A 26999-nucleotide genomic window follows, 5' to 3' on the forward strand; every position below is an offset into this window, starting at 1 on the left:
TCCGTGACCACGTCCCCCGCGTACGCCTGGATGTTCCCCAACCCCGGAGCGCACCTACCCGGAGCACTCCGCCCCCTGACCGACGGACTCACCGGCTTTTGCGCCCTGAAGAAGGTCGACGAAGTGGCCGCGGAGTACGGTTGGGGCCCCGTTTCCCCTCTGTTGCAGGACGGTTTTGGCCCGCAGGACCGCCCGGAACACTTCTGGCTCGGCTTCTACGCGACGTCCCTGGCCCTGACGGCACACCTGCGCGAGGCAGGCGTGCGCTGCGACGTGATGTTGGGGCACAGCAGCGGTGAGGTCAGCGCACTGGTCGCCGCGGGCAGCGTGAGCCCGGAGGACGGGGCACGGCTGCTGTGCGAACGGATCAAAGCAGTGGAAAGGACACCGCTGCCCGAGGGCGCCATGATCGTGCTGGACTCCAACGTCGGCCGCACCGAGCACATGTGCGCCGCAGTGGGCGATCCCTCGCTCGTCATCGCCGTGGACAACGGGCCCCATCAGGTCGTCGTCTCCGGATGGTCGGACGCGGTCACCGCGCTGGAGCGACTCGCCGGCGCGCTCGACGTGCGCGCCACCCGCCACAAAGCACCCGGTGCCTTCCACAATCCGGTCTTCCAACCGGTTGCCCGACGATTCGCCGAGGCGACCGCCGGCATACCGGTGCACGCTCCCGAGGCACGTCTGTACTCTCCGCAGCTGCGCCGTTTCGTGCGCAGCGCCGATGACGTACGAGAGTTGCTCAACGGACTGTTGGTGCTGCCCGTCGGATTCCGCACCGCCCTGCACACGCTCTACGACGAGGGGATCGAGACCTTCCTGGAGTGCGGGGCCCGCCAGGTGCTCAGCGACCTGGTACCCACCGTCCTGCCGGCGGCAGCGAGGGCGATTCCCCTGCTGCCGGGACGTGCCCAGGCCCTTCGGTTCAGGGACACCCTGGACGGCCTGGCCCGGCGCGCCGGCGCACCGGGCCCCGTCCCCCTGTCTCCTGCCGAACCGGTCACGACGACACCCCCGGCCGCCCCGCAGACGCCCCCGCCCGTACCGGCGTCCCCCGTCGTCCCGGCCACGGCAGTCGGCGGGAAGCTCCCGGGGAGGGACGAACTCCTCGCCCGTATTCGCCAGGTCTACGCCGACGAACTGCAATACCCCCTCGACGTCTTCGAGGACGACGCCGTGGAACTGGAGGGCGAGCTGGGGGTCTCCTCGCTCAAGCAGACACAGATCTTCGTCAAACTCCTGGACGCCTTCGCGCTCCCCACCCCCACCGCGGAGGCCAGGCCCACCGCCTGCCGTACCGTACCCGAGGTCGCGGACCTGCTGACCCGCCTTGCGGTGCAGTCATGAGGGCCGGGCCGAGCAGGGCCGGATCCCCGGAGCCCCAGGAGCCCGTCGCCGTCGTCGGCATGGGTGTCGTCGCTCCGGGTGCCTCCAGCCCCCAGGAACTGTGGGAGGTACTGCGGCAGCCCGAACCGCAGCACCGGCCGCCCTGCCGCTTCGACCCCAAGCCTTTGTACTCACCGGACCCCGAGGCACCCGACCGCACCTTCGGCGTCAACGGCGGCTACATCGATGCCTTCCGCCCGCACCCCCGGCTGGCCGGCGAGATCGACCAGGGCCGCTGGGAGCGCGGGGACAACGAGGCGATGTGGCTGCGGCACACCCTGCTGCAGGCGACGGAGCACTGGACACCGGGCCCCGCGGACCGGGCCGGCTGCTACGTGGCCACCTGGGTCGGAGCCTCCTCCGCCGTCGAGGACACCGTCCTGACCGCCGTACTGCCCCCGCATCTCGCCGCCCGGCAGGCCCGCGCCCCTCAGGAACTCGGGTCGCTGGAACACCGGTGGCACACCCTGTTGCGCCACCGCTACCCGTACGCCTCCTCCCGCCCCCGCATGACGCTCCCGGACATGCTGGTGCACCGCGCCACCGAGGGCCTGCTGCCCGAGCACACCGACTGGCTGACCGTCAGCGCGGCCTGCGCCTCCTCCCTGTACGCCGTCGACCTGGGCATCCACAGCCTGCTGGCGGACGACTGCGAAGTCGCCTTCTGCGGCTCGGTGAGCGGGATGGGGCGGCTGATGGCGATCTCCGCCGCCAAGTTCCAGGGCATGTCCCGGGCCGGGGACATCCGGGCCTTCGACGCGGCGGCGGACGGCACCCTGTTCGGCGAGGGCGCCACCATGCTCGTGCTCAAGCGACTGGAGCGGGCCGAGGCCGACGGCGACCGGATCCTGGGACTGGTGACCGGATCGGGCGTGGCCACCGACGGGCGCGGCAAGAGCATGTCCGCGCCCAACCCGGCCGGGCTGCGCCGGGCCCTTGCCCGGGCCTGGGAGTCCGCCGGGGTCACCGGCCGGGACATCGACTGGATACTCGCCCACGGCACCGGCACACTCGCCGGCGACCAAGTGGAAATCGAGGTGCTCTCCGAAGCCGCCCCCGACACCGGTTTTCTGTGCACCGCCAACAAGAGCCTGCTCGGACACGCCGCCTGGTCGGCCGGCGGGCTGTCGATGGTGCACGCGCTGCTCGCTCTGGAACACGGGCAGATCCCGGCCCAGCAGCGGTTCAGCACCCCGCATCCGGCCCTGGCCGGCTCAGGGCTGCGGGTGCCCACCGTGCCCGTGCCCTGGCCCGCCCGCCCCGGCCGACCTCGGCGGGTGGACGTAGGCGGCCTCGGGGTGGGCGGGGCCAACGCGCACATCCTCGTCGAGGAAGCGCCTGCTCCCGGATCCCGCCCCTCGCGACACCGCCCGGTGAACGGCGTCTCGGCCCCGGGCACCCCCGTGGGCGGGGACAGCGGCGCGGACGGCAACGGGGTCGTCCTGGTCGCCTGGAGCGCCTGGCTGCCCGGCGACCCGGGGCAGGAGCAGATCGCCCGATGGCTGGCGGGACAGGGCGAGGCTCCCGAGCGCAGCTTCGGGGCCGACTATCCGGCCTCCGCCTTCGCCGCCACCCGGCTGCCGCCGGTCGTGGTCCGCGACATCGACCGTACACACCGCATGGTCCTGGACGTCGCCCACCGTTTCGTCACCGACCACGGCGAGCTGTGGAAGGACCACCGGGATCGGACCGGAGTGATCACCGCACACACCGGTCCCACCCGTACCTGGCTCGACGCGACCGTACGGGCCTGCTCCCCCGATCTGGCGGAGGCACTACCGGTGACCGGCGCGGACCGGGAGGCGTTGGCCGGCTACCTGGCGCACATCAAGGAGCGCCAGGCCATCTCCGAGGAGACGCTGGCGGGCGGTGTCCCCTCCCTGGCCGCCTACCGTGTCACCAACCGCTGGGACCTGCACGGTGCCGGCATGGGCATCGACGCGGGCCCCGGATCAGCCCACGCCGCGCTGCACGCCGCACGCCGCTACCTCACCAGGGGCATCCTCGACCTCGCCCTGGTCATCGCGATGAACGAGGGCAGTTCCCCCGAGTCGGCCCTCTTCACCGAACGCCCCGCCGATCAGCTGTCCGAGGGAGCCTTTCTCCTCGCGCTCACCAGGGCCTCGCTGGCACGTGAACAGGGCTGGCCGATATTGGCCGCACTCGACACCAGTGTGTCGCGCGCACCCGCAGGCGCCGACGGGCAGGCGCTCCCGGAAGGATCGGAGTACGACTACCTGGGCGCCCAGGGCGCCGTCGACCTGCTGCGGGCCGTCGAGAGCGGCACCGCACGGGAACTGCGCTGCCCGACCCCGGCCCTGCGCCTGCGCGTCACCCCGAAGTTCGCCGACGAGCCCGCCCCGCCCCTGGACGACGCCCCGGACCAGCCCCGAACCCAACGCGCCGAACGCGGCAGCGTGCTGCTCCGCCGCGCCGACGCCGCGCCGGGAGAACAGCAGATGGAGGCGCTGCCGGACGGCGCCGCGGTCCTGGTCAACTCGGCCGAAGCAGCAGCCGAGTTGGCCCCGGTGGTGGCAAAGGCGAACGGCGTACTGTTCAGCACGGACCCGCGGACCGCACGGCATCTCGCCACCGTGGTGTCGGCACTGCCCGACGAAGCAGCCGCGACACCCCTGCTCGAGGCCCTGGACCGACGGCCTCCGCACCTGCGGATCATCGCCACCATCCACCACGGCCCCGAGCAGTGGCCCACCGAGGACACCACCCTCACCCGGTTGCTCGAACTCACCCTGTTGTCCCTCAAGAGGTACGGGGAACGGCTCGTCGAATCGACGGGCTCGGTGGCCGTACTGATACGGGACCCGCTGCCCGACTTCCAAGTCCACCCCGAGACCGCTCAGTTCACGGGTTTCCTACGCGCCCTGGGCTGGGAGATCCCGCCCGAGCGGACCCGCGCGGTGGTCACCGACGCCCTGCTCGGCACCGCCCTCGCCGAGTTGGCCGCCGAATGTGCGGCCCGGCCCACCGCTCCGGTCGCCTACTACCGCAACGGACTGCGTCACACCGAGCAGTTGTGTCGGCTGCCGCTGCCGTTGCTGCCGGCCGGTGAACCGGTGCCCGGCCTCGGGCCGGACCCGGTGGTGGTGGCGGCGGGTGGCGCTCACGGGGTGGCCTTCGTCGCCCTCGCCGAGCTGGCCCGGCGGCACCGGCCGGAGCTGTGGCTGCTGGGACGCACCGATCCCGCTGCCGCACCGCCCGAGATCCTGGCAGCCGCGGAGAACGACCAGGGCCCGCTGCGGGCCCGGTTCATCGCCCACGGCCGCGCGGTATCCCGCGGCACCTCGGTCGCCGAACTCAACCGGCGCTTCGAACGCCACTGGCGGGCCCGCACGGTGGCGGCCAACCTCGCCACGCTCCGCACCCTGTGCGGGGAGGACCGGGTCCACTATGTGCCCTGCGACATCACCGACCCCGAGGCGACCGCCCGAGCAGCCACCCGCGTCCTGGCCGGCGCACCACACGTCGACCTCCTGGTGCACGCCGCGTTCCACCAGGAGTCGGCCCGGTACCCCGCCAAGTCCCTGGCCGCATTCCGCACGGTGCGGGCCACCAAGATCACCGGATTCCGCAACCTGAGGACGGCCTTCGCCGAGCGACCACCGCGACTGTGGTGCAGCTTCGGATCGTCGATCGTGCTGTTCGGGCTCGCCGGGGAGACCGACTACGCGGCCGGTAGCGAGTTCCTGGCCGCGGCGGCGCGCTACGAGAGCCGGCTGCTGAACCGGGCCGCCATCACCATCGGCTGGGGACTATGGGAGGAGGCGGGCTCGGTGGCCGGCCCCGAGGCGCGTGAGCGGCTGGCCCGCACCGGGGTCGTCAGCGGGGTCACCGACGCCGAAGGGGCAGCGTTCTTCCTCGCCGAGCTCGCCCACCCACGCACCGGTGAGCCCGCGCCCGTCTACACCACCGCCGAAGACCGCGCACTCGCCGCCCGCCGGGCCCCCGGCCTCACGGCCGCCCCTTCCCCGGCAGCCGAGCCCCGGCCCGGCCGGGGTCTCCTGGGCGAGCCGGACCACCGTACGGACGGGGAAGTCCGCTGGACCTGGCGGCTGGACCCGCTCGCCGACGCGTACCTCCTGGAACACCTCATCGACGGCGAGCCCGCCCTGCCCGGGATGTACATGGTGGCCATGGCCGCTGAAGCGGCACGTCTGCTGAACGGCGGTGAGCAGGTCACCGGGCTCCGAGACGTGCGGTTCGAGGAGTTCGTCCGGGCCGATCCGCGCCGCCCCGGACCCACGAAGTACCGCATCACGGCCTGCAGCCTCACCTCGGCCGGCGACCCCAGCGCCCCGGCACCGCGGCGTGTGCTGGTCCGCGTGCTGTCCGACGTGACCGCCCGCGACGGAAGGCTGCTGCGGCGCGACCGCGAGCACGCCAGGCTGACCGTGCTCACCGCTGCGCAAATGCCGACCGGCCCCGTCTGGGAAGGGAAGGTCCCCGCCCCCGACAGCACCTCACACACCGATCCGTGCTGCCACAGCGGCGGAAGAGTCCACCTCACCGGCGTCTTTCGCAACTGCACCGACATCGCCACGGCAGCCGGCCAGGACCTGGCCTGGTGCCGATGCCACCCGGTCCTCTCCCCGCACGACATCCTTGCCCGTGCCCCGCTGCCGGTCCTGCTGCTGGACTCGCTGGGCCGCACTTCCTGCTTCCCCGTGAGTGGTGAAGGAGACCTCGTCGTCCAGGCACCCTTGGGGATCGCCCGCATCGACCTGTACGTGGCGGGATCCGACAGCGAACTCGCCGCCGCCCATCCCTCGGGCTTCACGCTGTACGGCGAACCGGCCGCGTCCCGATACACGGCGGTGGGAGCGGACGGCCGAGTCGCCGCCCGGATCACCGGGCTGGAGCGACACCCCTTCGGCCGCCTCCCAAGGGTGCCGCTGCCGCGCCCCGCCCCCTCGCAATGACGTCCGGTTCCCTCGGGACGCCCCCCGATACCCTCGTCCACCGGGAAAAGCAGGCCCTGCTCTTCCCCGGGCAGGGCTCCTACCGGCCCGGCTGCGTGGCGCACCTCGCCGACCACGGGGCCGCCCGAGATGTGCTGCGGCACATCGATGGGGTCGTGCTGGCCGCCGGACGGGAAGCCCTCACCCCGATGATTCTCGACATCGACGGACCCGGCCCGGACGAACTCGTCGCCCGCCGACCGTACGCACTCCAACTCGCGGTGTTCGCGTCCTCCCTTGCCCTGCACACCGCCCGGACCACCCCAACCCCGTACCCCCGGGGCACTGCGGCGGTACTCGGGCACAGCTTCGGGGACGTCACGGCAATGACCGCCGCCGGACTGCTCTCCCTCCCGGACGCCGCATCCGTGGTGTGCGCGCGCACCGAGGCCGTCGAACGCTTCGCCCCGCCGGGAGGCATGACCGCCCTCGGCCTGGGGCGGTCCGCCACCGCCCGCCTGCTCACCGCCCTCGACGCCCCCCGACTATGCGTGGCATCGACGAACTCTCCTCGCCAGACGGTCGTCTCGGGACCGCACGAGGATCTGGCCCGGCTGGAGCAGACTGTCGCCGGACTCGGAACATGGTCGGTACGGCTCCAGGTCCCGTACCCCTATCACCACCCCTCCCTCGGCCGAGCCGCCCGCCACCTGCGCGACCGCCTGACCCGGCTCCGCACACTCACCCCGCACCTGCCGGTGTACTCGGACGTACTCTGCCGCCGGCTGAGCCCGGACGACGACATCGCCGGACTGCTCAGCGCCCCGCTGGAACACCCTTCACGCCTGCTCACCGCCTTGCGCCGCCTCCACGGGGACGGTATCCGGCAGTTCACGGAGTGCGGCCCCGGCACCGTACTGACCGAGCTGCTCCCTGAATGCCTCCCGGCGGACGGCCGACTCGCATACCGGTAGCGGGGGTCCATGCAGCGCCGGCAGGCACGGGCCGCCGGGCGGGGCGATCTCGACGGCACCGCCCCGCCCGCCCCGCCGACACCGTCGACCCGGCCCCGGCGCCGAACCGGAACCGAGCCCCGCGTCGACGACTGGGACCGGGTGCCCGGGTCGGCGCGCCCATCCGGGCAGGCTCGGGCGGATGACGTCCGGCCGCGCGTGCGGTCGGAGCCGTTCTCGTCACGTCACCGGTGCCTGCGCAGGGATGTCCGGTGGTCTCGTCGTGGATGGCGCCGCGGTGGGCCGGGGCTCGCGGGAGTCGGGAACGGATCGCAGCGCCGTGCCGGGGCGCGGCCTCTCGCGAAACGCGCGCCGCCGTCCGCCGGCCGGGTGGGGCGTGGCGAACGGGTTTCGATCACAACCAACCAGCGTGTCGGATTCCTGGTTGTGCGCGACCTGCGATTGCCATGCTCCATGGACGATCCGAAGAACCGCCACGGGCGGATCCCGGACGGTCGGGCCGGGCCCCGGCGGTCACAGGTCCGCGGCCTGCTCCAGGACGTGGGCCGCGTCGGGCCGCCCCGCGTATGGGCGTAGGAGTCGGCGCATGGTGGTGAGGCGGCGGGTGCTGCGGGTGGAGCGGAGGTCGGGGTGGTCTTGGAGGAAGCGTTGCCAGGTGGTGAGGGCCTGTTCGAGGTGTCCTCGGTGGAGTTGGGTCTCGGCGAGGCGTGCGGTGGTCAGGGCACGGGCGCGTCGGGAGTCGGAGGCGCGGGCGCTCAGCGATGTGGTCAGGGCGGTTTCGGCGGCGGGGTGGTCGCCGAGGGCGGCGAGGACGCGGGCGCGTTGGTAGTGGAGGGCAGCGGTGGGGTAGCCGGTGAAGGGCCCGGGGGTCTGGTCCGCGTGGGCGTGGAGGCGTTCGGCGGCGTGCAGGGCGTCCAATGCCTGGCGGGTGTCGCCCGTGTGGGCGTGGGCGACGGCGAGTTGGGCCCGGACGTACGCCTGGGTGATCGGTGGGGTGTGGCGGGCGGCGATGTCGGCGGCCTGGAGGGCGAGGGCGAGGGCGGGGCGGTGGTGGCCCAGTTCCTGGGCCTGGGTGGCCAGGGCGCGCAGCGCGACGGTGTGGGTGTGGGGGTCGCGGGCCTCGGCGGCGAGGTGGGCGGCGGTGCGGTGGTAGTGCTGGGCGAGGGCGTCGGCGCCGTCGTCGGCGCACATCTGGCCGAGGATGATCGTCAACTGCGCGGCCGAGGAAAGGAGTTGTCGCCGGATCGCGTCGCCGGAGGCACGGTGCAGCCAGGTGCTGACGTCGTCGGCGAGGTAGGTGGTCAGGGTGGTGCGCGCGTGGCCGCCGCCGTACTGTCCGCTGGTGCGGGCGAAGAAGAGGGTCATGTCCCGCGTCGCCTCGACCTCGGCCCGGCCCACCCGGTGCCCCCGGGTCGTCGATCGGCGGGCGGTGGTGCGTGGGGTGGTGAGTTCCTCCCACGGGGGGATGGTGAGGGCGGCGAGGCTGTAGATGCTGACGCCGAGTACTCTGCCGCGGTCGTCGTCGAGTTGGCTGCCGGTCAATCGGGCGAGGTGTTGCACGGGATCGACCTCCCAGGACCAGTTCGCTACGAGGGTGGGGGTTCGGGTGAGGCCGGCCTCCTCGGCGGTGACGAGTCGGCCCAGGCGTCGGGTGAGCGCTTCCAGGACGTAGGTGGGTGCCGGTGCCCGCGGACGGCCGCCGGCCAGCCAGCGCGTGACCATGGAGCGGTCCACCGGCAGTGTGTGTCCGTGTTCCGCGGCCACCACCCGCACGGCGGCCGCGAGTTGCGACGTGTTCCACCCGGCCTGCGCGAGCAGCGCGGCCAGCCGGGTGTTGGGTGTTCGAGGCACGCTTCCCCACAGGGGCGACGCGCGGCCGCAACGGCCGCACGATCGCACTGTCCCACCCGCTTTCACGACCGCACAAGAGCGCGGCGCGTGCAGCATGTTCACGGCCCCGGCCCGGTGCGGGCGCGGCCCCCGAGCGGTGCGCTGGAGGCACACACCCGGGCCGCCGCGCCACTGCGAACGCGGTGGGCCCAAGGACTCACAGACGAGCCATGAGAGGCCCGCATCAGGGCAACCCGCTCGACCCGCGGCCATGGCGAAGCCCTGGGTCCCCACCATGCCCGCGAGCCGCCGTCGGACGGTCACGACGCCAAGTCGTTCGGGCTCCGGCCGGGTGGCCGGACCATGCCGGAGTGTGGCCTCCGCTGCCCTCGACCCCGCCGGCGTGGGAAATCGTGAGGAGGTTCACCGGTTCGTTCCGGTGCACGTCCGCGGTTGCTCTTCCCGTCCGGGGCAGCCACATCCGCTCTGCCGACACCCCATGGTGGAAGGCGGTTTCCGGTCGGCTCCATGGTTCGGCAAGCGGTTTCCGATCCGCCGGTGCGAGCGGATCATGCTCGCGAGCCGAGCGGGTGTGGCCTGCTCCGTGCTCGGGCCGGTGACCGCGTAGACGGTCTCGATCCCGACCTTGCCGTTCCTGCGGTTCACGCGACGCCGCTCGAGTCGGACGGCCCGGCGGGCGCCGGGGAAGAACAGCCTGTTCACCGTGCACGCCTTGACGCGGCGGATCTCTCGAGGACGATCGTGGGCAACGCCGGCGGCAGGCCCTCGTGTGCGGTGGCCGCGCGCAGCATGGTCAGGGCGAGGAGTCGACGGACCGACGACGAATCACATCGGTGTCGAAGACGATCACACGCTTACCCCACGACCAGGCCCGCGTGCATCGCGGGGTCCTCGGCGGCGGGTTCGACCAGGGCGAAGAGGAGGGAATGGGGGACCGGCCCGGCTCCGGTGCGGCGGACGACACGTGCGTGGAATCGGTGCGCGCTTTTCGTCCGCCGGGGAGCAGACCCTTGGCTCGGGCCGCGACCGAGAGACCCGCTCAGGTAACTCGTCTACACCTCACCACCGTTGCACCTTCGGACCGAACCCGGCGAGTTCGGATCCGGATGCCCATCCGGTGCGTGGACGACCGGGCCCCAGTGCCTGGCGGTGTCAGGCCAGCGAGGCGGCGCGGGCGGGGTCGATGGCGTGCCGGAGCGGCCGGTTCTGTGTGAGGCGGCGGAGTTCGTCGAGTACGAGCCGGCCGAGGCGGTGGCGTTCGGCGCCCAGCGCGCCTGCCAGGTGCGGTGTCAGGACGACGTTGGGAAGGGTGAACAGTGGTGAGTCGTGGGTCGGGGGCTCGGGGTGCGTCACGTCGAGCACGGCGGTCAGGTCGGGCCTGGCGTGCAGGACCTGCGCGGCGGCGACCTCGTCGATCAGTGCGCCTCGCGCGGTGTTGATCAGTGTCGCGCCCGGCCCCATGGAGTTCAGCAGACGTGCCCCGATCGAGCCGCGGGTCTCGGGGAGAAGCGGTACGTGGAGGCTGACGACGTGACAGGTGGCGAAGAGTTCCTCGACGGAGATCAGCCGAACTCCCGCGCGCCGGGCGGTGTCCGGGGAGGCGACGGGATCCGTGGCGAGGACCTCGACGTCGAAGCGGGCGAGGTGGGCGGCGACGAGCCGGCCGATGTGCCCGAGTCCCAACAGGCCCACGCGTGACCGGTAGGCGCCCGGGACATCGCGATCGGTGGGGAAGCAGCGGTTCTGTGCCATCTCCCGCTCGATGCGGTGGGCCTGCTTCAGTCCGAGGAGGACATGGGCGAGGGTGAACTCCGCCACCGGAACGGCATTGGCCGCGGCGGCGGAGACGATCGGGATGTCGCGCTCCCAGAAGGCGGGTGTGGTCAGGTGCCGGACGGATCCCGCCGCGACGAGAACGGCCCGCAGCCGAGGCGCACGTGACAGGAGAGCACCATCGAGGACGGGTGCACCCCAGCCCGTGAGCAGAAGGTCGACGGTCCGCAGCACCTCGGGGTCCGCGTCGAGCTCCTGCCGGGTGCGGGGCGGGCCCTGCCAGTGCACGAGCCGGCCGATCTCGGCCAGCACTTCGGGCGGGTAGACGTCGGCCCGGCGTTCTTCCTCCATGACCAACAGGGCTGTCCGTGCGGTGGCCGGTTCGGTTACGTCCGGTGCGGTGGCCGGTTCGTTCATGTCGGGTTGGTCTCCTCGGCCTGTTCGGTGGTGGACCGGCAGCCGGACGGTCGGCGGTCCCTGCTCGGATGTGATGGCAAGCGTCCGACCGAGCGTCGCGGATTGGCGTGGTCTGTGCGTTGTCCGGCCCGTAGTTCGCAGGAACCATACATCGGATCATTGAAATGTCATCGCCGTGACCTTGGATTCCCGATCTTCTTGTCCGGGTGGCTGCTGTGGAGAGTGAGACGCGTCTTGAGGCGAAGGGTCGTTCCCGCCGATGCCCAAATTGCACAAGTAAGAGCCTATTTATAGATATCGGGTCGTCCTGCCCGTCTGTCGGATTAAGTGGGAGGAGTGCGGGAGTGTGCCGGATAAGTACTCTCGTCGGTCACCAAAACCTTTGTATTCATCGGACTATTGACCGCTGAATCGGACCCGGTTACCGTCCCAGGCAAGCGCTTTCCAGGCCACTGTGATGCGGCGAAAACGGGAGTTGTCATGCAGAGATCGCGATGGATCGGTGCGGGGACTCTCGCCTCGGCACTGATCCTCACCAGCTGTATATCCGGGCCTGCGGGAGTGGACGCCAAGCAGAACTCCAAGGCGCCTCTCGAGCTCTGGACCAGGACGACGCCGGGTGGACCGGGGGAGAAGGGCGCGCTGCAGCTCGCCGCCGCCTTCGAGAAGGCCACCGGCTACAAGGTCGAAGTCACGGCCATCTTCGACGACTTCGAGACCAAACTGCAGCAGCGGGCCGCCCAGAAGAAGCTTCCCGACATCGTCATGAACGACGTGACGCAGATCGGAACCATGCACAGCCAGGGTCTGCTCCGGGAGATCGACCTGGGCAGGATCAAGGACAGCAAGCAGATCATCGGACAGGGGCTGGAGTCCGGGAAGAGCCTGGACGGCAAGCAATACGGACTCCCGATTTCCGCGCAGGCGTCCGCGCTGCTGATCCGCAAGGACTGGCGCCAGAAGCTGAAACTCGACATCCCGCGGACCTGGGACGACTTCGCCGCGATGGCCACGGCCTTCACCACCAAGGACCCCGACGGTGACGGCAGGAACAACACCGCCGGGCTCGCCGCCCCGCTGTCCACCAAGCGCGGTTACGCCTCCTGGTACTTCTCCAACTTCCTTTGGGCCGCAGGCGGTGACTTCATCACCGAGGCAGGGAAGGGCAAGTACAAGCCGGCGATGACCACCAGGGCGTCGGTGCAGGCCATGCAGTGGTTCCGCGACCTGGGGTGCAAGGCCAAGGCCATCCAGCCCGGCGCGGTGACCATGGACACCCCGCCGACGAACGAGACGTTCGAGGCGGGCAGAGCCGGCATGTACGTCGTCGGACCGTACCTGCTGCCCCGCTTCGACAAGTCCCTCGGCGAGGACAAGTACGAGGTCGTGCCGATGCCCAAGGGACCGAAGGACGCCACCGTCCTCGCCGAGGGCAACTCCGTCTACCTGATGGCCGGTTCCGACAACCGGGCCGGCCAGGACGCCTTCGCCGGCTTCGCGGTTTCCGTCGAAGGCCAGATGAAGGGGATGGAGGGCGCCACCGGCTACACCGTGCAGATTCCCGTCAACACCGCCGTGGACATCTCCCGGATCCGCCCCGACCCTCGCTGGAAGACCTACGCCCAGGCGTACCAGGACTCCGGGCGGTACGCGCCCGCCATCCCGAACTGGACGCCGGTGCGGCAGGTGACGGCGGACGCGGTGAACGCGCTGATGGCGGATTGCGGCCTCGACATCAACGCCAAGTTGGGTGAGCTCGACAAGCAGCTCGCCGACATCCTCGAGGAGCAGGGGATCGCCGCGTCATGAGCCTTGACCAGGCGGAGTCGGCCGCCCATCCGGCCGCCCATCCGGCGGCCGGCTCCGCCCCGCCAGAAGCGGGCCGCCGGGGCGGCGGGACCGCCGCCCGCCGGGCGCGCGGCCGCAGATCGGGTCGGTGGTGGACGCCCTGGCTGTTCCTTGCCCCGGCGCTGCTCCTCTTCCTGTACTTCAAGTTCATCCCCATGGCCGGCGCACTGACCATGTCCTTCCAAGAGGTTCAGCCCTACCTGGGAAACAGGTGGGTCGGCACCGAGAATTACGCCACGGTGCTGCAGTCCCACGGATTCCGCGAGGCCGCCTGGCACACGCTCGTCCTCGCCGTCGGAGAGACCGTCGGCTCGATGTCGCTCGGCTTCGCCCTGGCCCTGCTGATGGAGGGGCAGAGCCGTCGACTGGGATTCGTGCGCTCCGCGGCGTTCCTTCCGGTGGTGGTGCCGATGGCGGTCGTCGCCGAGCTGTGGCGGATCATGTACCACCCGACCGGGGACGGCATGCTCAACTCCGTTCTGGGCCTGGCGGGACTGGGCCCGTCGGGGTTCATCAACGACCCCGATACCTCGATGGCGTCCATCATGCTCACCGGCGTCTGGCGGGGAGCCCCCTACGACATGATGATCTTCCTCGCCGGTTTGACGAGTGTGGACCGCGGTCTGTACGAGGCGGCCAGGGTCGACGGTGCCTCCAGGTGGCAGCGGGTGTGGAACGTGACGGTGCCCGGACTGCGTTCGGTGTTCTCGATCCTGTTCGTCCTCGCCGCGATTCGCGGACTGCGAGTGTTCACCGAGGTGTTCCTGCTCACCAACGGGGGGCCCAATGGCTCCACCGAGGTCCTGATGACCCTCATCTACAAGCTCGGGCTCGAGCAGAACCGGCTCGGTGTCGGCGCGGCGGGAGCGGTCCTGCTGTTCGTCGCGACGCTGATCCTGACCATCGTCGTCCAACTGCTGCGGCGCAGGGAGAGCAAGTGAGTGCGCAGACCGAGACCGCGCTGGGCCTGACCGAGAGCCGGAGCGTCGGCGGACGGATTCTCAAGGCCGTCGTCCACCTGCTGGTCCTGATCGTGTTCGCGGGTCCGCTGCTGGCCCTGCTCGTCGGCGCCTTCGGCCATCTCAAGGACCCGACCCAACTGAGCATCGTGCCCTCGGGCTTCACGTTGGACAACTTCAGGATCGCCTTCGACCAAGGGGTGCTCGAGTACCTGCTGAACTCGTTCTTCGTCGTCGGCTTCGGGCTGCTGCTCCAGGTGGCCGTCTCCGTCCTGGCCGGATACGCGCTGGCCAGGAAGGTCTTCCCCGGAATGACACTGGCGCTCGTCGCCATCCTGGCGACGCTGATGCTGCCCGAGGAGATCCTGGCCCTCCCGTTGTCCGTCATTCTTTCCGATCTGCCGGTCGTGCACTTCAACCTCATCGGCACCCTCGCCGGCATGATCGTCCCACTGGGCGCCTGGGGATTCTCCATCCTGGTGATGACCGAGTTCATGAAGGACGTGCCGCGCGAACTCGAAGAGGCCGCGCGCATCGACGGCGCCGGAGACCTGCGGATCTTCGCCCAGATCATTCTGCCGATGTGCAAGCCCGCCCTCGGCGTCATCGGGGTCTTCGGCTTCACCATGATCTGGGACCAGTACCTGCTGCCTCTGCTCGTCGCCACCGACTCCTCCTCGTACACGCTGCCGCTGGCGCTGCGGACCCTGCGGATCGACCCGGCCGTGACCCCCGGAGTGGTGATGGCCGCTTCTCTGCTGGCCCTGCTGCCCTCTGTGATCGTCTTCCTGTTCTTCCAGCGGTCCTTCGTCAGCGGTCTGTCCTCCGGGGCACTCAAGGGCTGACCCACAGACCGACCCGCCGACGCGCGGCCCCGTCGACCGACCAGCCCCGACGCGCACCGAGAAGCCACCGGACGCCGACGAGAAAGAGCGATTCCCCATGACTGCGAGCACCGACCCCCCGCAGGCGTATCCGTCCGCGACCCCGGATCCCGAGGGAGGCCCGGAGACGAACTGGTTCACCGCCGCCCGGTTCGGCATGTTCGTCCACTGGGGTCTGTACTCCCTCGCCGCACGGCACGAGTGGGTCAAGAACCGTGAGCGACTGACCGACGAGCAGTACCAGGCGTACTTCGACCACTTCGACCCCGACCGCTACGACCCCGCGCAGTGGGCCAGAGCGGCCAAGGCGGCCGGCATGCGGTACGTCGTCCTCACCACCAAGCACCACGACGGCTTCTGCCTGTGGGACAGCACCCTCACCGAGTACAAGGTCACCAACACCCCACACGGCCGTGACCTCGTCGGGCCGTTCGTCGAGGCGTGCCGCGCCGAGGGACTCAAGGTCGGTCTCTACTACTCACTGATCGACTGGCACCATCCGTCCTTCCCCGTGGACGGCGTGCATCCCCAGCGCGACGACGAGGCGTTCAAGGCCGCCAACGCCGAGCGGGACATCCGCGACTACCAGCGCTATCTGCACGGTCAGGTCCGCGAACTGCTGACCTCGTTCGGGCGGATCGACTACCTGTTCTTCGACTTCTCGTATGCCGAGCGCACCTGGTGGGGCGGCAAGGGCCCCGACGACTGGGATTCCCCGCAACTCCTGCGGACGATTCGCGAACTGCAACCGCACATCCTCGTCAACGACCGGACCGGCCTTCCCGGGGACTTCGTCACCCCCGAGCAGTACCAGCCGTCCGGTCCGATGACCGAGAACGGGCAACCCGTGCTGTGGGAAGCCTGCCAGACGCTCAACGGCAGTTGGGGCTACGACCGGGACAACCCGGACCACAAGAGCCCCGACCTGCTGATCCGCATGCTCGTCGACGGGGTGTCCAAGGGCGGCAACCTGCTGCTCAACGTGGGGCCCACCGGCCGTGGCGCGCTCGACCCGCGCGACACCGCGATCCTCGACGAGATCGGCCGATGGACGCAGCTGCACGAGCGGTCGATTCGCGGCTGCGGCTCCTCCGCGTACACCGCCCCCGCCGAATGCCGGTACACCCAGCGCGGCGACCGGCTCTACGTCCACCTGTTCGCCTGGCCGCTGCGTCACCTGCACCTGCCGGGCCTGGCCGGCCGGGTGCGCTACGCCCAACTGCTGGGCGACGCGTCCGAGATCATCCCGGTCCACATCGACCCGGACCGGCCCGCGGTCAACACCGAGATGGGCGGCCAACCGGCGGGAACGCTCACACTCCAACTCCCGGTCCGGCGCCCCGACACCCCCGTACCGGTCATCGAACTGTTCCTGGACGCATAGGCAACCCGAAACGCCGGGGACACCACCCGAAACGCCCCGGCCGCCGGCTGATCGCAAGCCGGGACACCGTCCGTACCTCCACCACCATCCTCACGGAGGCACCATGCAACGCCGCACGTTCCTCAAGAGCACGGCGGTGGCCGCACTGGCCGCCGTACCCCTCGCCACCTCACTGACGGGCAGCGCATCGGCGGCCGACGTCCCGGTCACCTCCCTCGCGGCGCTCCAGAACGCGATCAACGGCGCCGCCCCCGGTGACCGGATCGTCGTCGCCGACGGCACCTACACGGTCCCGACGGGCAGCGCGATCACCATCTCCGGCAAGCACGGTACGGACGCCGCGCCCATCACCATCGTGTCCAAGACCCGCGGCGGCGTGGTGCTGCGGGGCGCACGCGGCTTCGCGCTGAGCAATTCGAGCAACATCGTCATCAGCGGCTTCGCCTTCCGGCAGAGCACCACGTTCGAACTCCCGACGGACTGCTCGGCGATCCGACTCACCCGCAACGACTTCCAGTTCGCGGACGACGGCGATCCGTACTGGGTCGTCGTGCGGGCGAACGACTCGAAGATCGACCGCAACCATTTCCACGACAAGACCACCGCGGGCATCTTCATCGTCGTCGACGGTCCCGGCAAGACCGACATGGCGCAGAACGTGCAGATCGTCCGCAACCACTTCTCCGACCACAGCTTCACCGGGGACAACGGCGGTGAGCCCATCCGCTTCGGCGTCAGCGGCCGGGCCCTGTCCGACGCCGGCGGACACGTCGAGTACAACCTGTTCGAGCGCTGCAACGGCGACCCCGAGGCCATCTCGGTGAAGTCCTCGGGCAACACCGTGCGGTACAACACCATCCGCGACAGCAAGGGCGGCATCGTGCTGCGGCACGGCAATCGTTCGACGGTGGAGGGCAATTACCTGATCGGCGGCACCGACGGCATACGCATCTACGGCAACGACCACGTGATCGTCAACAACTACCTCAGCGGGCTGTCCGGCCGGGCCCTGGTGGTCGGCAGCGGCAGCACCCGCGACCACACCCCGGGTGAGACGGAGAGCCAGCGGCGCGGCAACGACGCCTGCGACCGCGTGGTGATCGCGCACAACTCGCTGATCAACAACGTCGGCATGTTGTCGGGCGAGACGCGGGCGTTCGAGCCGCGGGACGTGACCATCGCCGACAACCTGCTGGTCGCCGACTCCGGCAACCTCGTTGCCATGGGAGCCACCACCGGCTTCGTCTGGCAGAGCAACCTGCTGTGGGGGGCGGCCGGCAACGGCAACATCCCCACCGGAGGCCTCCTCCGGGCCGACCCCCGGCTGGGGCAGGGCGCGGACGGCGTCCTGCGGCTGACGGCAGGCAGCCCGGCGATCGGCGCGGCCACGGGCGGCCTGGCCCCGACCGACGACATCGACGGGGACCCGCGCGGCAGCGTACGGGACATCGGTGCCGACGAGTACGCGACAACGCCCGCACTCCGCCACCCCCTCACCGCCGCGGACGTGGGCCCGAACGCCCCCTGAGCGACCACCGGTGACGGGGCACCGCACGCCTGACCGGTCCGTCCACCCGACCCCGTCGGGTGGACGGACCCGGTCCGCCCGACCCCCGTCCGGGCGGACCGGGTCGGACCCCCGCAGGGCGATCGCAGACCATCCGCAGGCCGACCGCAGGAAGGCAGGGCCATGACCGAGGAGAGCGAACGGAGCGCGGCGGACCACGCCCCGCTCCGCCCGCCGGCCGGGCCGGACACCGGGCGGACCACTTTGGGCCTGTGCTCGGTCACCTTCCGCCGGCTGCCCGCCGCCGAGGTCGCGCGACGCGCGGCCGACGCGGGCCTGGCGGCGATCGAGTGGGGAGCGGACGTGCACGCGCCCGCGGGGGAGCCCGGCACGGTCCGCGCGGTCCGCGCGGTCTCCGACCGCTACGGGCTGGTCTGTTGCTCATACGGGTCGTACTTTCGCGCCACCCCCGCCGAGTCGGCCGCCTTCCCCGCCGTCGCTCGGGCCGCCGTGCTGCTCGGGGCACCCCGGGTACGGGTGTGGGCGGGCGGAACCGGATCGCGGTCCGCGCTGCCGGACGAACGACACGAAACCGTGCACTGCCTGCGGGAGGCGGCCCGGATCGCCGCGGACCACGGCCTGGAGCTCGCAACGGAGTTCCACGGCGAAACGCTCACCGACACCGTCGCCTCGACCATCCGGCTGCTGGACGAGGTGGGCGCGGACAACGTCCGCACATACTGGCAGCCGCCGCTCGACACCCCCGACGAGCAGGCGCTGGCAGGGCTCGTCGAACTCGGCGACCGGGTCACCGCCGTGCATGTCTTCTCGTGGTGGCCGGGCAACAACCGGCTGCCGCTGGCGGACCGCTGGAGCCTGTGGGTCGCCGCCCTCGGCCTGCCGGCGGTCCGGGGTGTCGAGGCGCTCCTGGAGTTCGTCCCCGGCGACGATCCCGCGGTGCTGGGGCACGAGGCCGAGACCCTGAGGCGCATCGCAGCACAAACCTCCACGATCCGACGTGGTCGACCGTGATCCGGCGGGTCGCGAGTGGGATGTCCCGTCGCCCACCCACCCACCAAGACGCCAGGACGGCAGGCATGCATCCCGAGGACGACGACACGCTCCTGTTCATCGGCGACTCCATCACCGACGCTGGCCGCGACCGGGCGGATCCCGCATCGCTCGGCGAGGGATACGTCCACGAGATCGCCCGGACTCTGCGCGGGCGGGCACCCGACGGACCCGGCCCCCGCATCATCAACAGGGGGATCAACGGCCACCGCGTGTACGACCTCGAATCCCGCTGGAGCACCGATGTCATCGACCACCGGCCCACTGTCGTCACGGTCAAGATCGGCATCAACGACACCTGGCGACGCTACGACCGAAACCTGCTCAGTCCGGTGGACGAGTTCGAGGCATGCCTCGACCGCCTGCTCGCGGCCACCGCGCGGCAGCTGTCCGCACGGCTGGTCGTCATCACCCCGTTCCTGCTTCCGATCGGGCCGGACCAGGAACGCTGGTTCGAGGACCTGTCGCCGCGTACCGACGCCGTCCTGCGGGCAGCTGTGCACAACGCAGCCCACGTGGTGCGCGCGGACCTCGTGCTGCCCCGCGCGGCGCAGGACCGGGAGTCGCGGGAGCTGGCCCCGGACGGCGTCCACCCGAGCCCGCTGGGGCATCGGCTGATCGCCGATGCGTGGCTCGCCGAGGTCGCTCCCACCGCCCCGGTCGCACGGCGGTAGCAGCGCCGCGGGTCACCACCGGAGCGTCGGATGCGCGCGCTCGCGTCGGCGCAGACCCTGGATCCGGTGCGGTCACCGCCCGGCCGGCTCTCCTCCAGGGCCCGGTTTCTCCCCGCCCGGCCGCGGTGGTGGGCCACGGGGCCGGCCTGACGAACGGACCGGGAGGCCGACCGGCAGCGGCATCCCGAGCAGCTGCCGGCCATGGAAGCGGTGATGCGACGCCGCGAGAGGCCGGTCGTCATGCCGACCGGGGCCGGCACGTCGGCCGTCCACCAGGTTCCCGGTCTGCTGCCGGACGAGCCCACCGTGGTCGCGTCGCCACGGCGAACACGTCGTCCGTGCCGATGTCTTGACCGTTTCGGCGCCTCCACCGGCCGTGGGCCCGAGTACGACGTGCCGCTCGAAGAGTGCTTCGGTCCGGTCACGGTGGTCGCGCCCTACGACGCCCCGCGCGGACCGCGCCGGGTGCGTCGAGACTGTGTCGTCGAGTCACGGACGACCAGCCTTACCGGCAAGGTCATGGGCTTGCCGGTGCGCGGTGCCGGGTTGCCGCGCGAGGACAGCAGCGCGTCGACGGCAGCCCGTCCCTGGGCGCGCAGCGGGGCGGCGACGGTGGTCAGCCCGGGTCGGACGATGCGTGTCGGGAAGATGTCGTCGAAGCCGACCACGCTGACGTCCTCGGGAACTCGGACGCCGCGTGCCTGGAGAGCGAGCATCGCCCCGATCGCCAGTTGGTCGTTGTAGGCCACGACGGCGGTCGGCAGATCCGCGGGGAGCGCGTCGGCGGCGTCGCGACCACCTGCGACCGTCGGCGCGAACGGGCCCACGCGCTGCACCCGCATGTCCAGCCCGGTCGCCGCCTCGCGCAGGCTCCGCCAGCGCATCCCGTTTGCCCAGGATGCCTCCGGGCCGGCCACGTAGGTCACCGTGCGATGACCCAACCGTGCCAGATGTGCCGCGGTCACGAGCATGCCGTGCGGGTTGTCGAGGATGATGCTGGGGACGTCGGCGACGTCCCGGTTGAGGACGACCACCGGCCGCTGCTTGGCAGTCATGCGGATGGCGGAGTCCGACAGTCGGGTACCCGCCAGCACGAGTCCCTCGACGGCGGGCAACGCCCTTTCCAGACTGGCGCGTTCCACCCGGTCGCACTCCTGGGCGTCGATCAGCAGGAGGACGAAGCGGGCCTCGGCGGCGGCGGACTCGGCTCCCCGAATGATCTCGGCGTAGAACGGGTTGGTCACGTCGGACACCACCAACGCGAGCATCGAGGTGCGGCCGGTGGGCAATCCCGAAGCCAACGGATCGACGCGGTAGCCGAGTTCCGCGGCCACCCGCCGGATGTGTTCCGCGGTCGCCGCGTTGACCCGGCCCGGCCTGGCGAACGCCCGGGACACGGTGGACGCGGCCACCCCCGCGGCCCGGGCGACGTCGTAGATCGTCGGTGCCTTGCTCCCGCCGGTTGCGGCGGTCGGTGCGCCGTCACGCCCGCTCACCCGATCTCACTTCCGTTCTCGTGGCCAAGCCACGGATCCGGGGCGGCGATCCCCGGTATCGGACGACGCCATGGCTGCCCATGGGATGGTGGGAGGGAGCGCACTGTACTCCGTTTCGACACCCTCACCCACCGCGCGGTCGTCGGGGTCGACGACGATGACCGTCGTCCTCACCGGTATCGGGTCCGGCGCCCGCGCCACGCCCCCGATCGTGCAGTCGTCCGCCGCCACCGCGGTCCCGACCGCCTGCGCCGGCCCGGCTTCCCGGCCCGCCATGGTCGACGCCGGTGCCCCCGGCGCAGTCGTCGTCGAACGGCTACGCCGCCGGCCACCCGGCGGCCCGAGCAGCGGTCCCCCCGCTGACGGGCGAGACGGGCGCCCGCGGCGGCGCCGCGGAATCAGGCGGGAGGGCGGGTTCGGGGGTGAGCGTTTGCGGGGTGGGGGTGCCGGGGGTCAGGCCCGCTTGGTGGGCGGCGGTGGTGGCGGCGGCGAGGACGGTGTGGACGGGGAGGACCAGACGGGCGGCGAGGGCGGCGGCGGGAGCGAACTCGGGGGTCGCCTGGAGGATTTCGCCGGACCGGTGGCCCACCTTGACGGGGAGGCGGCTGCCGAGGACGTCCACGTGGGTCCAGCCGCGCTGGAGTTCGGTCTTGCGGACCGGCCGTTCGCGTACGCCCAGGGTGCTGGTGAGGCGGAAGACGGCGTCACGCAGGGGTTGGGCGCGTTGCGGTGGGCACAGGACGGAGAGCGTGTGCGCGGGGCGGCCCTTCTTCATGAGGATGGGGGTCAGCCAGGCGTCCGAGGCGCCGGCCTCGATGAGGGAGGTGAGGACGCTGGGCCAGGCGCGCGGGTCCAGGTCGTCGATATTGGTTTCCAGGACGACGGCTTCGGCGGCGTCGAAGGCGGAGCCGGGGGTCGTGGCGGAGACCGGGGCGCCGAGGAAGACGCGGGTGACGTTGGGGCGTCCGGGGGTGTCGCGGCTGCCGGCGCCGATGCCGGTTCGCTCCAGGAGCAGGTGTGGCAGGGGGCAGCACTCGCGGGCCAGGGTGGTGAGCAGTGCCATGCCGGTGGGGGTGGCGAGCTCGCCTTCGCCGCCCGCGAACACCTGCCACGCGGTGGCGAGTTCGGCCACCGCGGGGACGGGGACGGGGAGTTCGCCGTGGGCGGTGGTGACGCGTCCGACGCCCAAGGCCGCGGGACTCGCGGTCAGATCGGTGACGGCGAGGTCGTGGAGCGCGGCACAGACGCCGACGACGTCGGCGATGGAGTCCCAGGCCCCCACCTCGTGGAAGTGCACCTCTTCCGTTCCGGTGCCGTGTACGCGTGCCTCGGCGGCGGCGAGGCGGGTGAAGGCGGCGAGTGCCGACGCGCGGACCGGATCGGCCAGGGGCGCCCGCTCGATGAGGCGGCGTACCTCACGCCACGTTCGGTGTGCGTGGTCGTCGTCGCTCGGCGTCACGTGGATCCGCGTCGCTCGCATACCGGCGCGGGTGACCCGGGTCTGCACGAGGTGTACCTCGCCGGGGACCACGGCCTCCACCGCGGCACGCACGGCGCGCAACGCGGCCCCGCCGTCGACGAGGGCGGCGAGCAACATGTCCCCGGCGATGCCGGCGGACGCATCGACCCACGCGGCCCTCATCGGCGCAACCGGTGCAGGACCTCGCCGGCTTGCGGCACGACGAGTGTGTCCGGGTCGGCGGCGAAAGCCGCGAAGTCCACGGTGGCGGGATCGAGATGGCCGAGGTTCGCGCCGCGGACGACGCCTTCGGGAATGCCGGTCGCGAGGGTGACGGTCAACCGGCAGTGCTCGCCGCGCTCTTCGTCGTACGTACCCGCGCCGCGCAGGTGTGTGGAGTGCGCCAAGACGCCCCAGTGCAGGTGCTTGAAGCGGTCCCACTGCTTGGTGAAGTAGTCGCGGCAGTGGTAGCCGATCTCCTCGATCTCCGGGTGCATCGCGGAGATCGTCCGCACATGCGGCGCGTACAGGACGATCTCACCGCCATCCGCGACGACCGGTTCGAGCTTGTAGAAGCCTTTCGCCGCGGTCCAGATGTCCTCGTACTTCTCCGGGATCACCGACAACACCCGCCGCACGGGGGCGTCGAGGTAGCGGACGTGGACGTGCGCGGACACGTCGGCCGCCGCCGACCAGGCCGCTTCCGGCGTTCCGTAGGCCATCGAGTGCAGCGCCCCGGTGCCGGATTCGACCACGACGCACAGCGCGCGCCTGCGGCTCGGGATCAGCGCGGCCGCCTCGTGGATCAGCGCGCGGACGGGCGTGATGCCGCGCGTTCCGATGATCTCCGCGCTGGTGATCAGCGCCCCGAGCCAGTGCGACAGATCGATGATGTCGGCACCTGCGACGCCGGGGAAGAAGTACTTGTCACCGCCGGAGAAACCGACCACTTCGTGCGGGAAGACCGGGCCGACGACCAGGGCCACGTCGTGCTCGACGACGGCCCGGTTGAGGCGTACGTCGACCTCTTGGTGCAGCAGCCCGCCGGACAACTCGGCCACGCGCTCGGCGCCGATCGTGCCGACCGAGGCGAACGTCGACGGCTTCCACCACTCGTGGTTGAGGACGGTCATGCCCGGCAGCGGCGGGATGTGGCCGGCCAATTCGGCCTCGCCCATCGGCGCGTGCGTACCCAACGCGACAAGCACCGTCAACCGGGAGACTCGGCCGTACAGCGCCTCGTGCACCGCGGCGAGCAGCAGCGGAAGTGGGCAACTGCGGGTGCCGTCGGGTACCACCAGGCATACGCTCCGGCCGTCGAGATCCTCGCCGGCCAGTTGTTCGGCGACGAAGGCTCGCACCCGGGCCTCGGGGAGGACGGCGCCCGGCCCACCGATCTGTGCTGTCATGGCGGCCAGCGGACCATGGCGTCCGACGCGGTGCAAGTGCCCGGGGCAACACATGGCAACCGGTTGCCGCGGCGGGCCGACGGCAGCGAACATGCCGTCATGCCAAGCCGCCATGCGGACCGACCACTTCCCGTCGACCCCGGTGCGCGGGCTCTCGCCCGGCGCCGCTCCGAGACGGTGCGCGACCTGCCGACCCTGTCACCGCACCGGCTCGACCGGGACGAGGCATTCGCGGCGGCGGAACCGGTGAGCGTCAATTCGCGAAAGGCCCTCGAACCGTGACCGTCCAACCCGTGACCCGGCCGTTGTCCCGCGCGGTCGACGGACGCCCCGCCGCGCCGGTGCGCATGCTCCACCTCGGCCTGGGCGGCTTCTTCCGGGCCCATCAGGCCTGGTACACCGAGCACGCCGGCGACGCCGACCGGTGGGGGATCGCGGCGTTCACCGGGCGCAGCCCCGCGATCGCCGACCGGCTGACCGCCCAGGACGGGCTCTACACGTTGGTCACCCGGGCCCCCGACCGCGACCGCTTCGAGGTGGTCGGTTCGCTCACCTCGGCGCACTCCGGCGGTGACCACACCGCGTGGCTGGACCACTGGCGGCGACCCGAACTCGCAGTGATCACCCTGACGGTCACCGAGGCGGCGTACACCCGCGCTCCCGGAGGCGGCCTGGACACCCGACGCGCCGATGTGCGTGCCGATATCGCCGCACTCCGCGCCGATCCGAAGGCCCCGGTATCGACAGTCGCCGCGCGGCTGTTGGCCGGGCTGGCCGCCAGGCAGCGCGCGGGCGGCGGCCCCGTGGCTGTCGTGCCGTGCGACAACCTGCCGAGAAACGGCGAGGTCACCGCACGGGTGATCGGCGAACTGGCGGACGCGATCGGGCGCCCCGGATGGCGCGAGGCGGCCACGCACGCCTCGTACGTCGCCACCATGGTCGACCGGATCACCCCGTGGACCACCGCGGACGAGGTGACCGCCGTTCGCGACGCGACCGGGCGCCGCGACGAAGTCCCCGTCGTCACCGAGCCGTTCACCGAATGGGTGCTGGGCGGCGAGTTTCCGGCCGGGCGGCCCCGCTGGGAGGACGCCGGAGCCCGCTTCGTCGCCGACGTCACGCCGTACGAGGAACGCAAACTGGCGCTGCTCAACGGCGCCCACTCGCTGTTGGCGTACGCGGCGCCGTTCCGCGGGCACGCCACCGTCGCCGAGGCCGTGGCCGATCCGGTCTGCCGGGTCTGGGTGCGCGAATGGTGGGACGAGGCCTCGGCCCACCTGGACTTCCCCGAAACCGCGTCGGCCGCCTATCGGGACGCGCTGACGGCCCGCTTCGCGAACCCGCGTATCCGGCACACCCTCGCCAAGATCGCCGAGGACGGAGCCCAGAAGATCCCGGTGCGCGTTCTTCCGACGCTCTACGCCGAGCGGGCGTCCGGCGCGATGCCGCCCGGCGCGCTCCGCGTCATCGCCGCGTGGCTGCTGCACCTGCTCGGAAGCAACGGGATCCCCGTACGAGACGCCGCCGCCCCGGTCCTCACCGGATCACCGTCCGACGCCGCGCACGCCGTGCTGGCCTTCCTCGATCCCGCCCTCGCGCGAGACACCGAACTGGTCGAGGCGCTCACCGCCCGCGCCCGGGAACTCGCCTGACCGAAGACATCGCCATCGGCGTGGACGTCGGAAACCCGGGACATCCCCTGGACCGACAGGTATCGGCAGGCATACCCGGAGACGAACCACCGGGTGTTCGACCGAATCGAGGCGTTCGTTGGCGAACACGTATGGAACTTCGCGGACTTCCGGACCTGCAACGGCATCCATCGGGTCAACGGACAAGACAAGGGCGTTTTCCCCCGTGACCGGCGGCTCGAGTCGGCCGCTCATGCGCTGCGGACCCGCCGCGGCGGACTCGACGGCCGCAAACCCTCGAACCAGCCTCGAACCGGAGAAGCACGTCATGCTCCCGGGACTGTCCGGCACCGACAGCGAGGCCGCCGACCGCGTCGGAACACTGCTTCACACGCCCGGACGGCTCGGTGTGGCCTTCTCCGGCGGAGTGGACTCCTGCGTGCCGTTGGCCCTGGCCGTCCGAGCGCTGGGCGCCGACCGCGCGGTCGCGGTGCTCGGCGTCTCGCCCAGCCTCGCCGTGGACGAGCGGACGGCAGCCCTGGGAGCCGCCGCGAAGATCGGTGCACGCGTGGTCGAGGTCGCCACCCACGAGGGCGACCCGCCGACCTACCGGGCCAACGGCCTCGACCGGTGCTTCCACCGCAAGGACGAGTTGTTCGCCCGCATTTTTGCGGAGGTGGTCCGGGCGCACGACCTGACGGCCGTCGCCTACGGCGAGGGGAAGACCCCGGACCAGGTGGGCGCGATCGCCGTCGAACTGCGCGAGCGCGGCCGGGCGGTGGCCTTGTTCACCCGCGCCGGTCCCGAGCACGCGCGGGCCGTCCTCGCCGAACTGCCCGACGCCCGTCACGAGTCGGCCGCCCGCTTGCTGGTGTGGCCGCCCGAACCGCCCGCTCCGGAGGGAGGTCTCGTGGTCGTGTTGGCGGCGGGCACCTCCGAACTCCCGGTGGCGCGCGAGGCCGAACCGATCGCGCGCTATCCGGGACGGCGCTGTGAGTTGGCCGTGGGCGTGGGCGTTGCCGGACTCCACCGCGTGATCGGCATGCTCGACCTGCTGCGTTCCGCCCGGGTCGTGGTGGTTGCCGCAGGCATGGACGGCGCGCTGCCCAGCGTGGTGGCGGGGCTGGTCGCCGCGCCCGTCGTCGCGGTGCCGACCTCCATCGGCTACGGAGCGGCCTTCGGCGGCCTGGCACCCCTGCTGTCGATGCTCAACGCGTGCAGCCCCGGGGTTGCGGTCGTCAACATCGACAACGGCTTCGGGGCCGGGCACCTCGCGGCGCAGATCGCGGCACCCCCCACGCCGGCGGCCGGCGCTCCATCGTGGGGGTCGGACGGCCGGGAATGAGCGTCGCCCCGTGGC

At 71.5% G+C, this 26999-nt stretch carries 18 protein-coding genes; 13 read left to right on the forward strand and 5 right to left on the reverse strand.

Annotation, left to right across the window (positions count from 1 at the left end; translation table 11 throughout):
• Positions 1–3: 3 nt before the first annotated feature.
• Genes ABIA38_RS16735 through ABIA38_RS16745 form a run of 3 tightly spaced genes read left to right on the forward strand, consistent with a single transcriptional unit; the run spans position 4 to position 7276 of the window.
• The gene (locus ABIA38_RS16735) at positions 4–1347 is read left to right on the forward strand and encodes an acyltransferase domain-containing protein (protein WP_424639436.1); all 1344 of its coding nucleotides are present in this window, start codon (positions 4–6) and stop codon (positions 1345–1347) included.
• On the forward strand, positions 1344–6323 hold the full coding sequence (locus ABIA38_RS16740; RefSeq protein ID WP_424639437.1) for a beta-ketoacyl synthase N-terminal-like domain-containing protein: 4980 nt from the start codon (positions 1344–1346) through the stop codon (positions 6321–6323). The genes ABIA38_RS16735 and ABIA38_RS16740 overlap by 4 nt, the downstream gene beginning before the upstream one ends.
• Entirely contained in the window at positions 6320–7276 is a 957-nt protein-coding gene (locus ABIA38_RS16745; RefSeq protein ID WP_424639438.1) for an ACP S-malonyltransferase, read from the forward strand. The genes ABIA38_RS16740 and ABIA38_RS16745 overlap by 4 nt, the downstream gene beginning before the upstream one ends.
• A gap of 513 nt (positions 7277–7789) precedes the next feature.
• Here the strand turns inward: ABIA38_RS16745 and ABIA38_RS16750 are convergent.
• Positions 7790–9127: a tetratricopeptide repeat protein gene (locus ABIA38_RS16750; protein WP_424639439.1), complete on the reverse strand. Its 1338-nt coding sequence runs from the start codon at positions 9125–9127 to the stop codon at positions 7790–7792.
• 1152 nt (positions 9128–10279) lie between these two features.
• Positions 10280–11317, reverse strand: a complete 1038-nt coding sequence (locus ABIA38_RS16755) for a hydroxyacid dehydrogenase (protein WP_424639440.1) — start codon at positions 11315–11317, stop codon at positions 10280–10282.
• 480 nt (positions 11318–11797) lie between these two features.
• On the opposite strand from ABIA38_RS16755, the gene ABIA38_RS16760 reads away from it, so the two are divergent.
• The 7 genes from ABIA38_RS16760 (at position 11798) to ABIA38_RS16790 (ending at position 19644) form a co-directional block, all read left to right on the forward strand.
• A complete protein-coding gene (locus tag ABIA38_RS16760; RefSeq protein WP_424639441.1) occupies positions 11798–13126 on the forward strand; it encodes a sugar ABC transporter substrate-binding protein in 1329 nt (442 codons plus the stop codon).
• Positions 13123–14106, forward strand: a complete 984-nt coding sequence (locus ABIA38_RS16765; protein WP_424639442.1) for a carbohydrate ABC transporter permease — start codon at positions 13123–13125, stop codon at positions 14104–14106. Before ABIA38_RS16760 ends, ABIA38_RS16765 begins: the two co-directional genes overlap by 4 nt.
• A complete protein-coding gene (locus ABIA38_RS16770; protein ID WP_424639443.1) occupies positions 14103–14969 on the forward strand; it encodes a carbohydrate ABC transporter permease in 867 nt (288 codons plus the stop codon). The genes ABIA38_RS16765 and ABIA38_RS16770 overlap by 4 nt, the downstream gene beginning before the upstream one ends.
• Positions 14970–15066: 97 nt before the next feature.
• On the forward strand, positions 15067–16392 hold the full coding sequence (locus ABIA38_RS16775) for an alpha-L-fucosidase (RefSeq protein ID WP_424639444.1): 1326 nt from the start codon (positions 15067–15069) through the stop codon (positions 16390–16392).
• A 103-nt stretch (positions 16393–16495) separates the two neighbouring features.
• Positions 16496–17920 carry a chondroitinase-B domain-containing protein gene (locus tag ABIA38_RS16780; protein ID WP_424639445.1) on the forward strand — a complete coding sequence of 475 codons (1425 nt, stop codon included), beginning with the start codon at positions 16496–16498 and terminating at the stop codon, positions 17918–17920.
• A 162-nt stretch (positions 17921–18082) separates the two neighbouring features.
• Positions 18083–18931: a sugar phosphate isomerase/epimerase family protein gene (locus tag ABIA38_RS16785; protein ID WP_424639446.1), complete on the forward strand. Its 849-nt coding sequence runs from the start codon at positions 18083–18085 to the stop codon at positions 18929–18931.
• Positions 18932–18996: 65 nt separating this feature from the next.
• The gene (locus ABIA38_RS16790) at positions 18997–19644 is read left to right on the forward strand and encodes an SGNH/GDSL hydrolase family protein (RefSeq protein WP_424639447.1); all 648 of its coding nucleotides are present in this window, start codon (positions 18997–18999) and stop codon (positions 19642–19644) included.
• Positions 19645–20081: 437 nt separating this feature from the next.
• Here the strand turns inward: ABIA38_RS16790 and ABIA38_RS16795 are convergent, their stop codons facing one another.
• The 3 genes from ABIA38_RS16795 to ABIA38_RS16805 all read right to left on the reverse strand — a co-directional run bounded on the left by ABIA38_RS16795 (position 20082) and on the right by ABIA38_RS16805 (position 24008).
• On the reverse strand, positions 20082–21140 hold the full coding sequence (locus ABIA38_RS16795; RefSeq protein ID WP_424639448.1) for a LacI family DNA-binding transcriptional regulator: 1059 nt from the start codon (positions 21138–21140) through the stop codon (positions 20082–20084).
• A gap of 316 nt (positions 21141–21456) precedes the next feature.
• Positions 21457–22782 carry a nickel pincer cofactor biosynthesis protein LarC gene (larC, locus tag ABIA38_RS16800; RefSeq protein ID WP_424639449.1) on the reverse strand — a complete coding sequence of 442 codons (1326 nt, stop codon included), beginning with the start codon at positions 22780–22782 and terminating at the stop codon, positions 21457–21459.
• Positions 22779–24008, reverse strand: a complete 1230-nt coding sequence (locus ABIA38_RS16805) for a lactate racemase domain-containing protein (protein WP_424639450.1) — start codon at positions 24006–24008, stop codon at positions 22779–22781. Before ABIA38_RS16805 ends, larC begins: the two co-directional genes overlap by 4 nt.
• Before the next feature lie 99 nt (positions 24009–24107).
• On the opposite strand from ABIA38_RS16805, the gene ABIA38_RS16810 reads away from it, so the two are divergent.
• The 3 genes from ABIA38_RS16810 (at position 24108) to larB (ending at position 26984) form a co-directional block, all read left to right on the forward strand.
• Entirely contained in the window at positions 24108–24290 is a 183-nt protein-coding gene (locus ABIA38_RS16810; protein ID WP_424639451.1) for a hypothetical protein, read from the forward strand.
• On the forward strand, positions 24287–25660 hold the full coding sequence (locus ABIA38_RS16815; protein ID WP_424639452.1) for a mannitol dehydrogenase family protein: 1374 nt from the start codon (positions 24287–24289) through the stop codon (positions 25658–25660). The genes ABIA38_RS16810 and ABIA38_RS16815 overlap by 4 nt, the downstream gene beginning before the upstream one ends.
• 307 nt (positions 25661–25967) lie before the next feature.
• Positions 25968–26984, forward strand: coding sequence for a nickel pincer cofactor biosynthesis protein LarB (gene larB / locus ABIA38_RS16820; RefSeq protein ID WP_424639453.1), 1017 nt, complete (start codon positions 25968–25970; stop codon positions 26982–26984).
• The last annotated feature ends 15 nt before the right edge of the window (positions 26985–26999 follow it).

This window comes from Embleya sp. AB8 (assembly GCF_049739465.1).
Taxonomy (GTDB): Bacteria; Actinomycetota; Actinomycetes; order Streptomycetales; family Streptomycetaceae; genus Embleya.

Excerpts from the sequence above, each read along its gene's own strand:
- ABIA38_RS16790 (WP_424639447.1), top strand. The coding sequence starts at position 18,997 with ATGCATCCCGAGGACGACGACACGCTCCTGTTCATCGGCGACTCCATC.
- ABIA38_RS16780 (WP_424639445.1), top strand. The coding sequence starts at position 16,496 with ATGCAACGCCGCACGTTCCTCAAGAGCACGGCGGTGGCCGCACTGGCC.
- ABIA38_RS16810 (WP_424639451.1), top strand. The coding sequence starts at position 24,108 with ATGCCAAGCCGCCATGCGGACCGACCACTTCCCGTCGACCCCGGTGCG.
- ABIA38_RS16760 (WP_424639441.1), top strand. The coding sequence starts at position 11,798 with ATGCAGAGATCGCGATGGATCGGTGCGGGGACTCTCGCCTCGGCACTG.
- ABIA38_RS16785 (WP_424639446.1), top strand. The coding sequence starts at position 18,083 with ATGACCGAGGAGAGCGAACGGAGCGCGGCGGACCACGCCCCGCTCCGC.
- ABIA38_RS16755 (WP_424639440.1), bottom strand. The coding sequence starts at position 11,317 with ATGAACGAACCGGCCACCGCACCGGACGTAACCGAACCGGCCACCGCA.
- larB (WP_424639453.1), top strand. The coding sequence starts at position 25,968 with ATGCTCCCGGGACTGTCCGGCACCGACAGCGAGGCCGCCGACCGCGTC.
- ABIA38_RS16805 (WP_424639450.1), bottom strand. The coding sequence starts at position 24,008 with ATGACAGCACAGATCGGTGGGCCGGGCGCCGTCCTCCCCGAGGCCCGG.
- ABIA38_RS16745 (WP_424639438.1), top strand. The coding sequence starts at position 6,320 with ATGACGTCCGGTTCCCTCGGGACGCCCCCCGATACCCTCGTCCACCGG.
- larC (WP_424639449.1), bottom strand. The coding sequence starts at position 22,782 with ATGAGGGCCGCGTGGGTCGATGCGTCCGCCGGCATCGCCGGGGACATG.
- ABIA38_RS16740 (WP_424639437.1), top strand. The coding sequence starts at position 1,344 with ATGAGGGCCGGGCCGAGCAGGGCCGGATCCCCGGAGCCCCAGGAGCCC.
- ABIA38_RS16775 (WP_424639444.1), top strand. The coding sequence starts at position 15,067 with ATGACTGCGAGCACCGACCCCCCGCAGGCGTATCCGTCCGCGACCCCG.
- ABIA38_RS16765 (WP_424639442.1), top strand. The coding sequence starts at position 13,123 with ATGAGCCTTGACCAGGCGGAGTCGGCCGCCCATCCGGCCGCCCATCCG.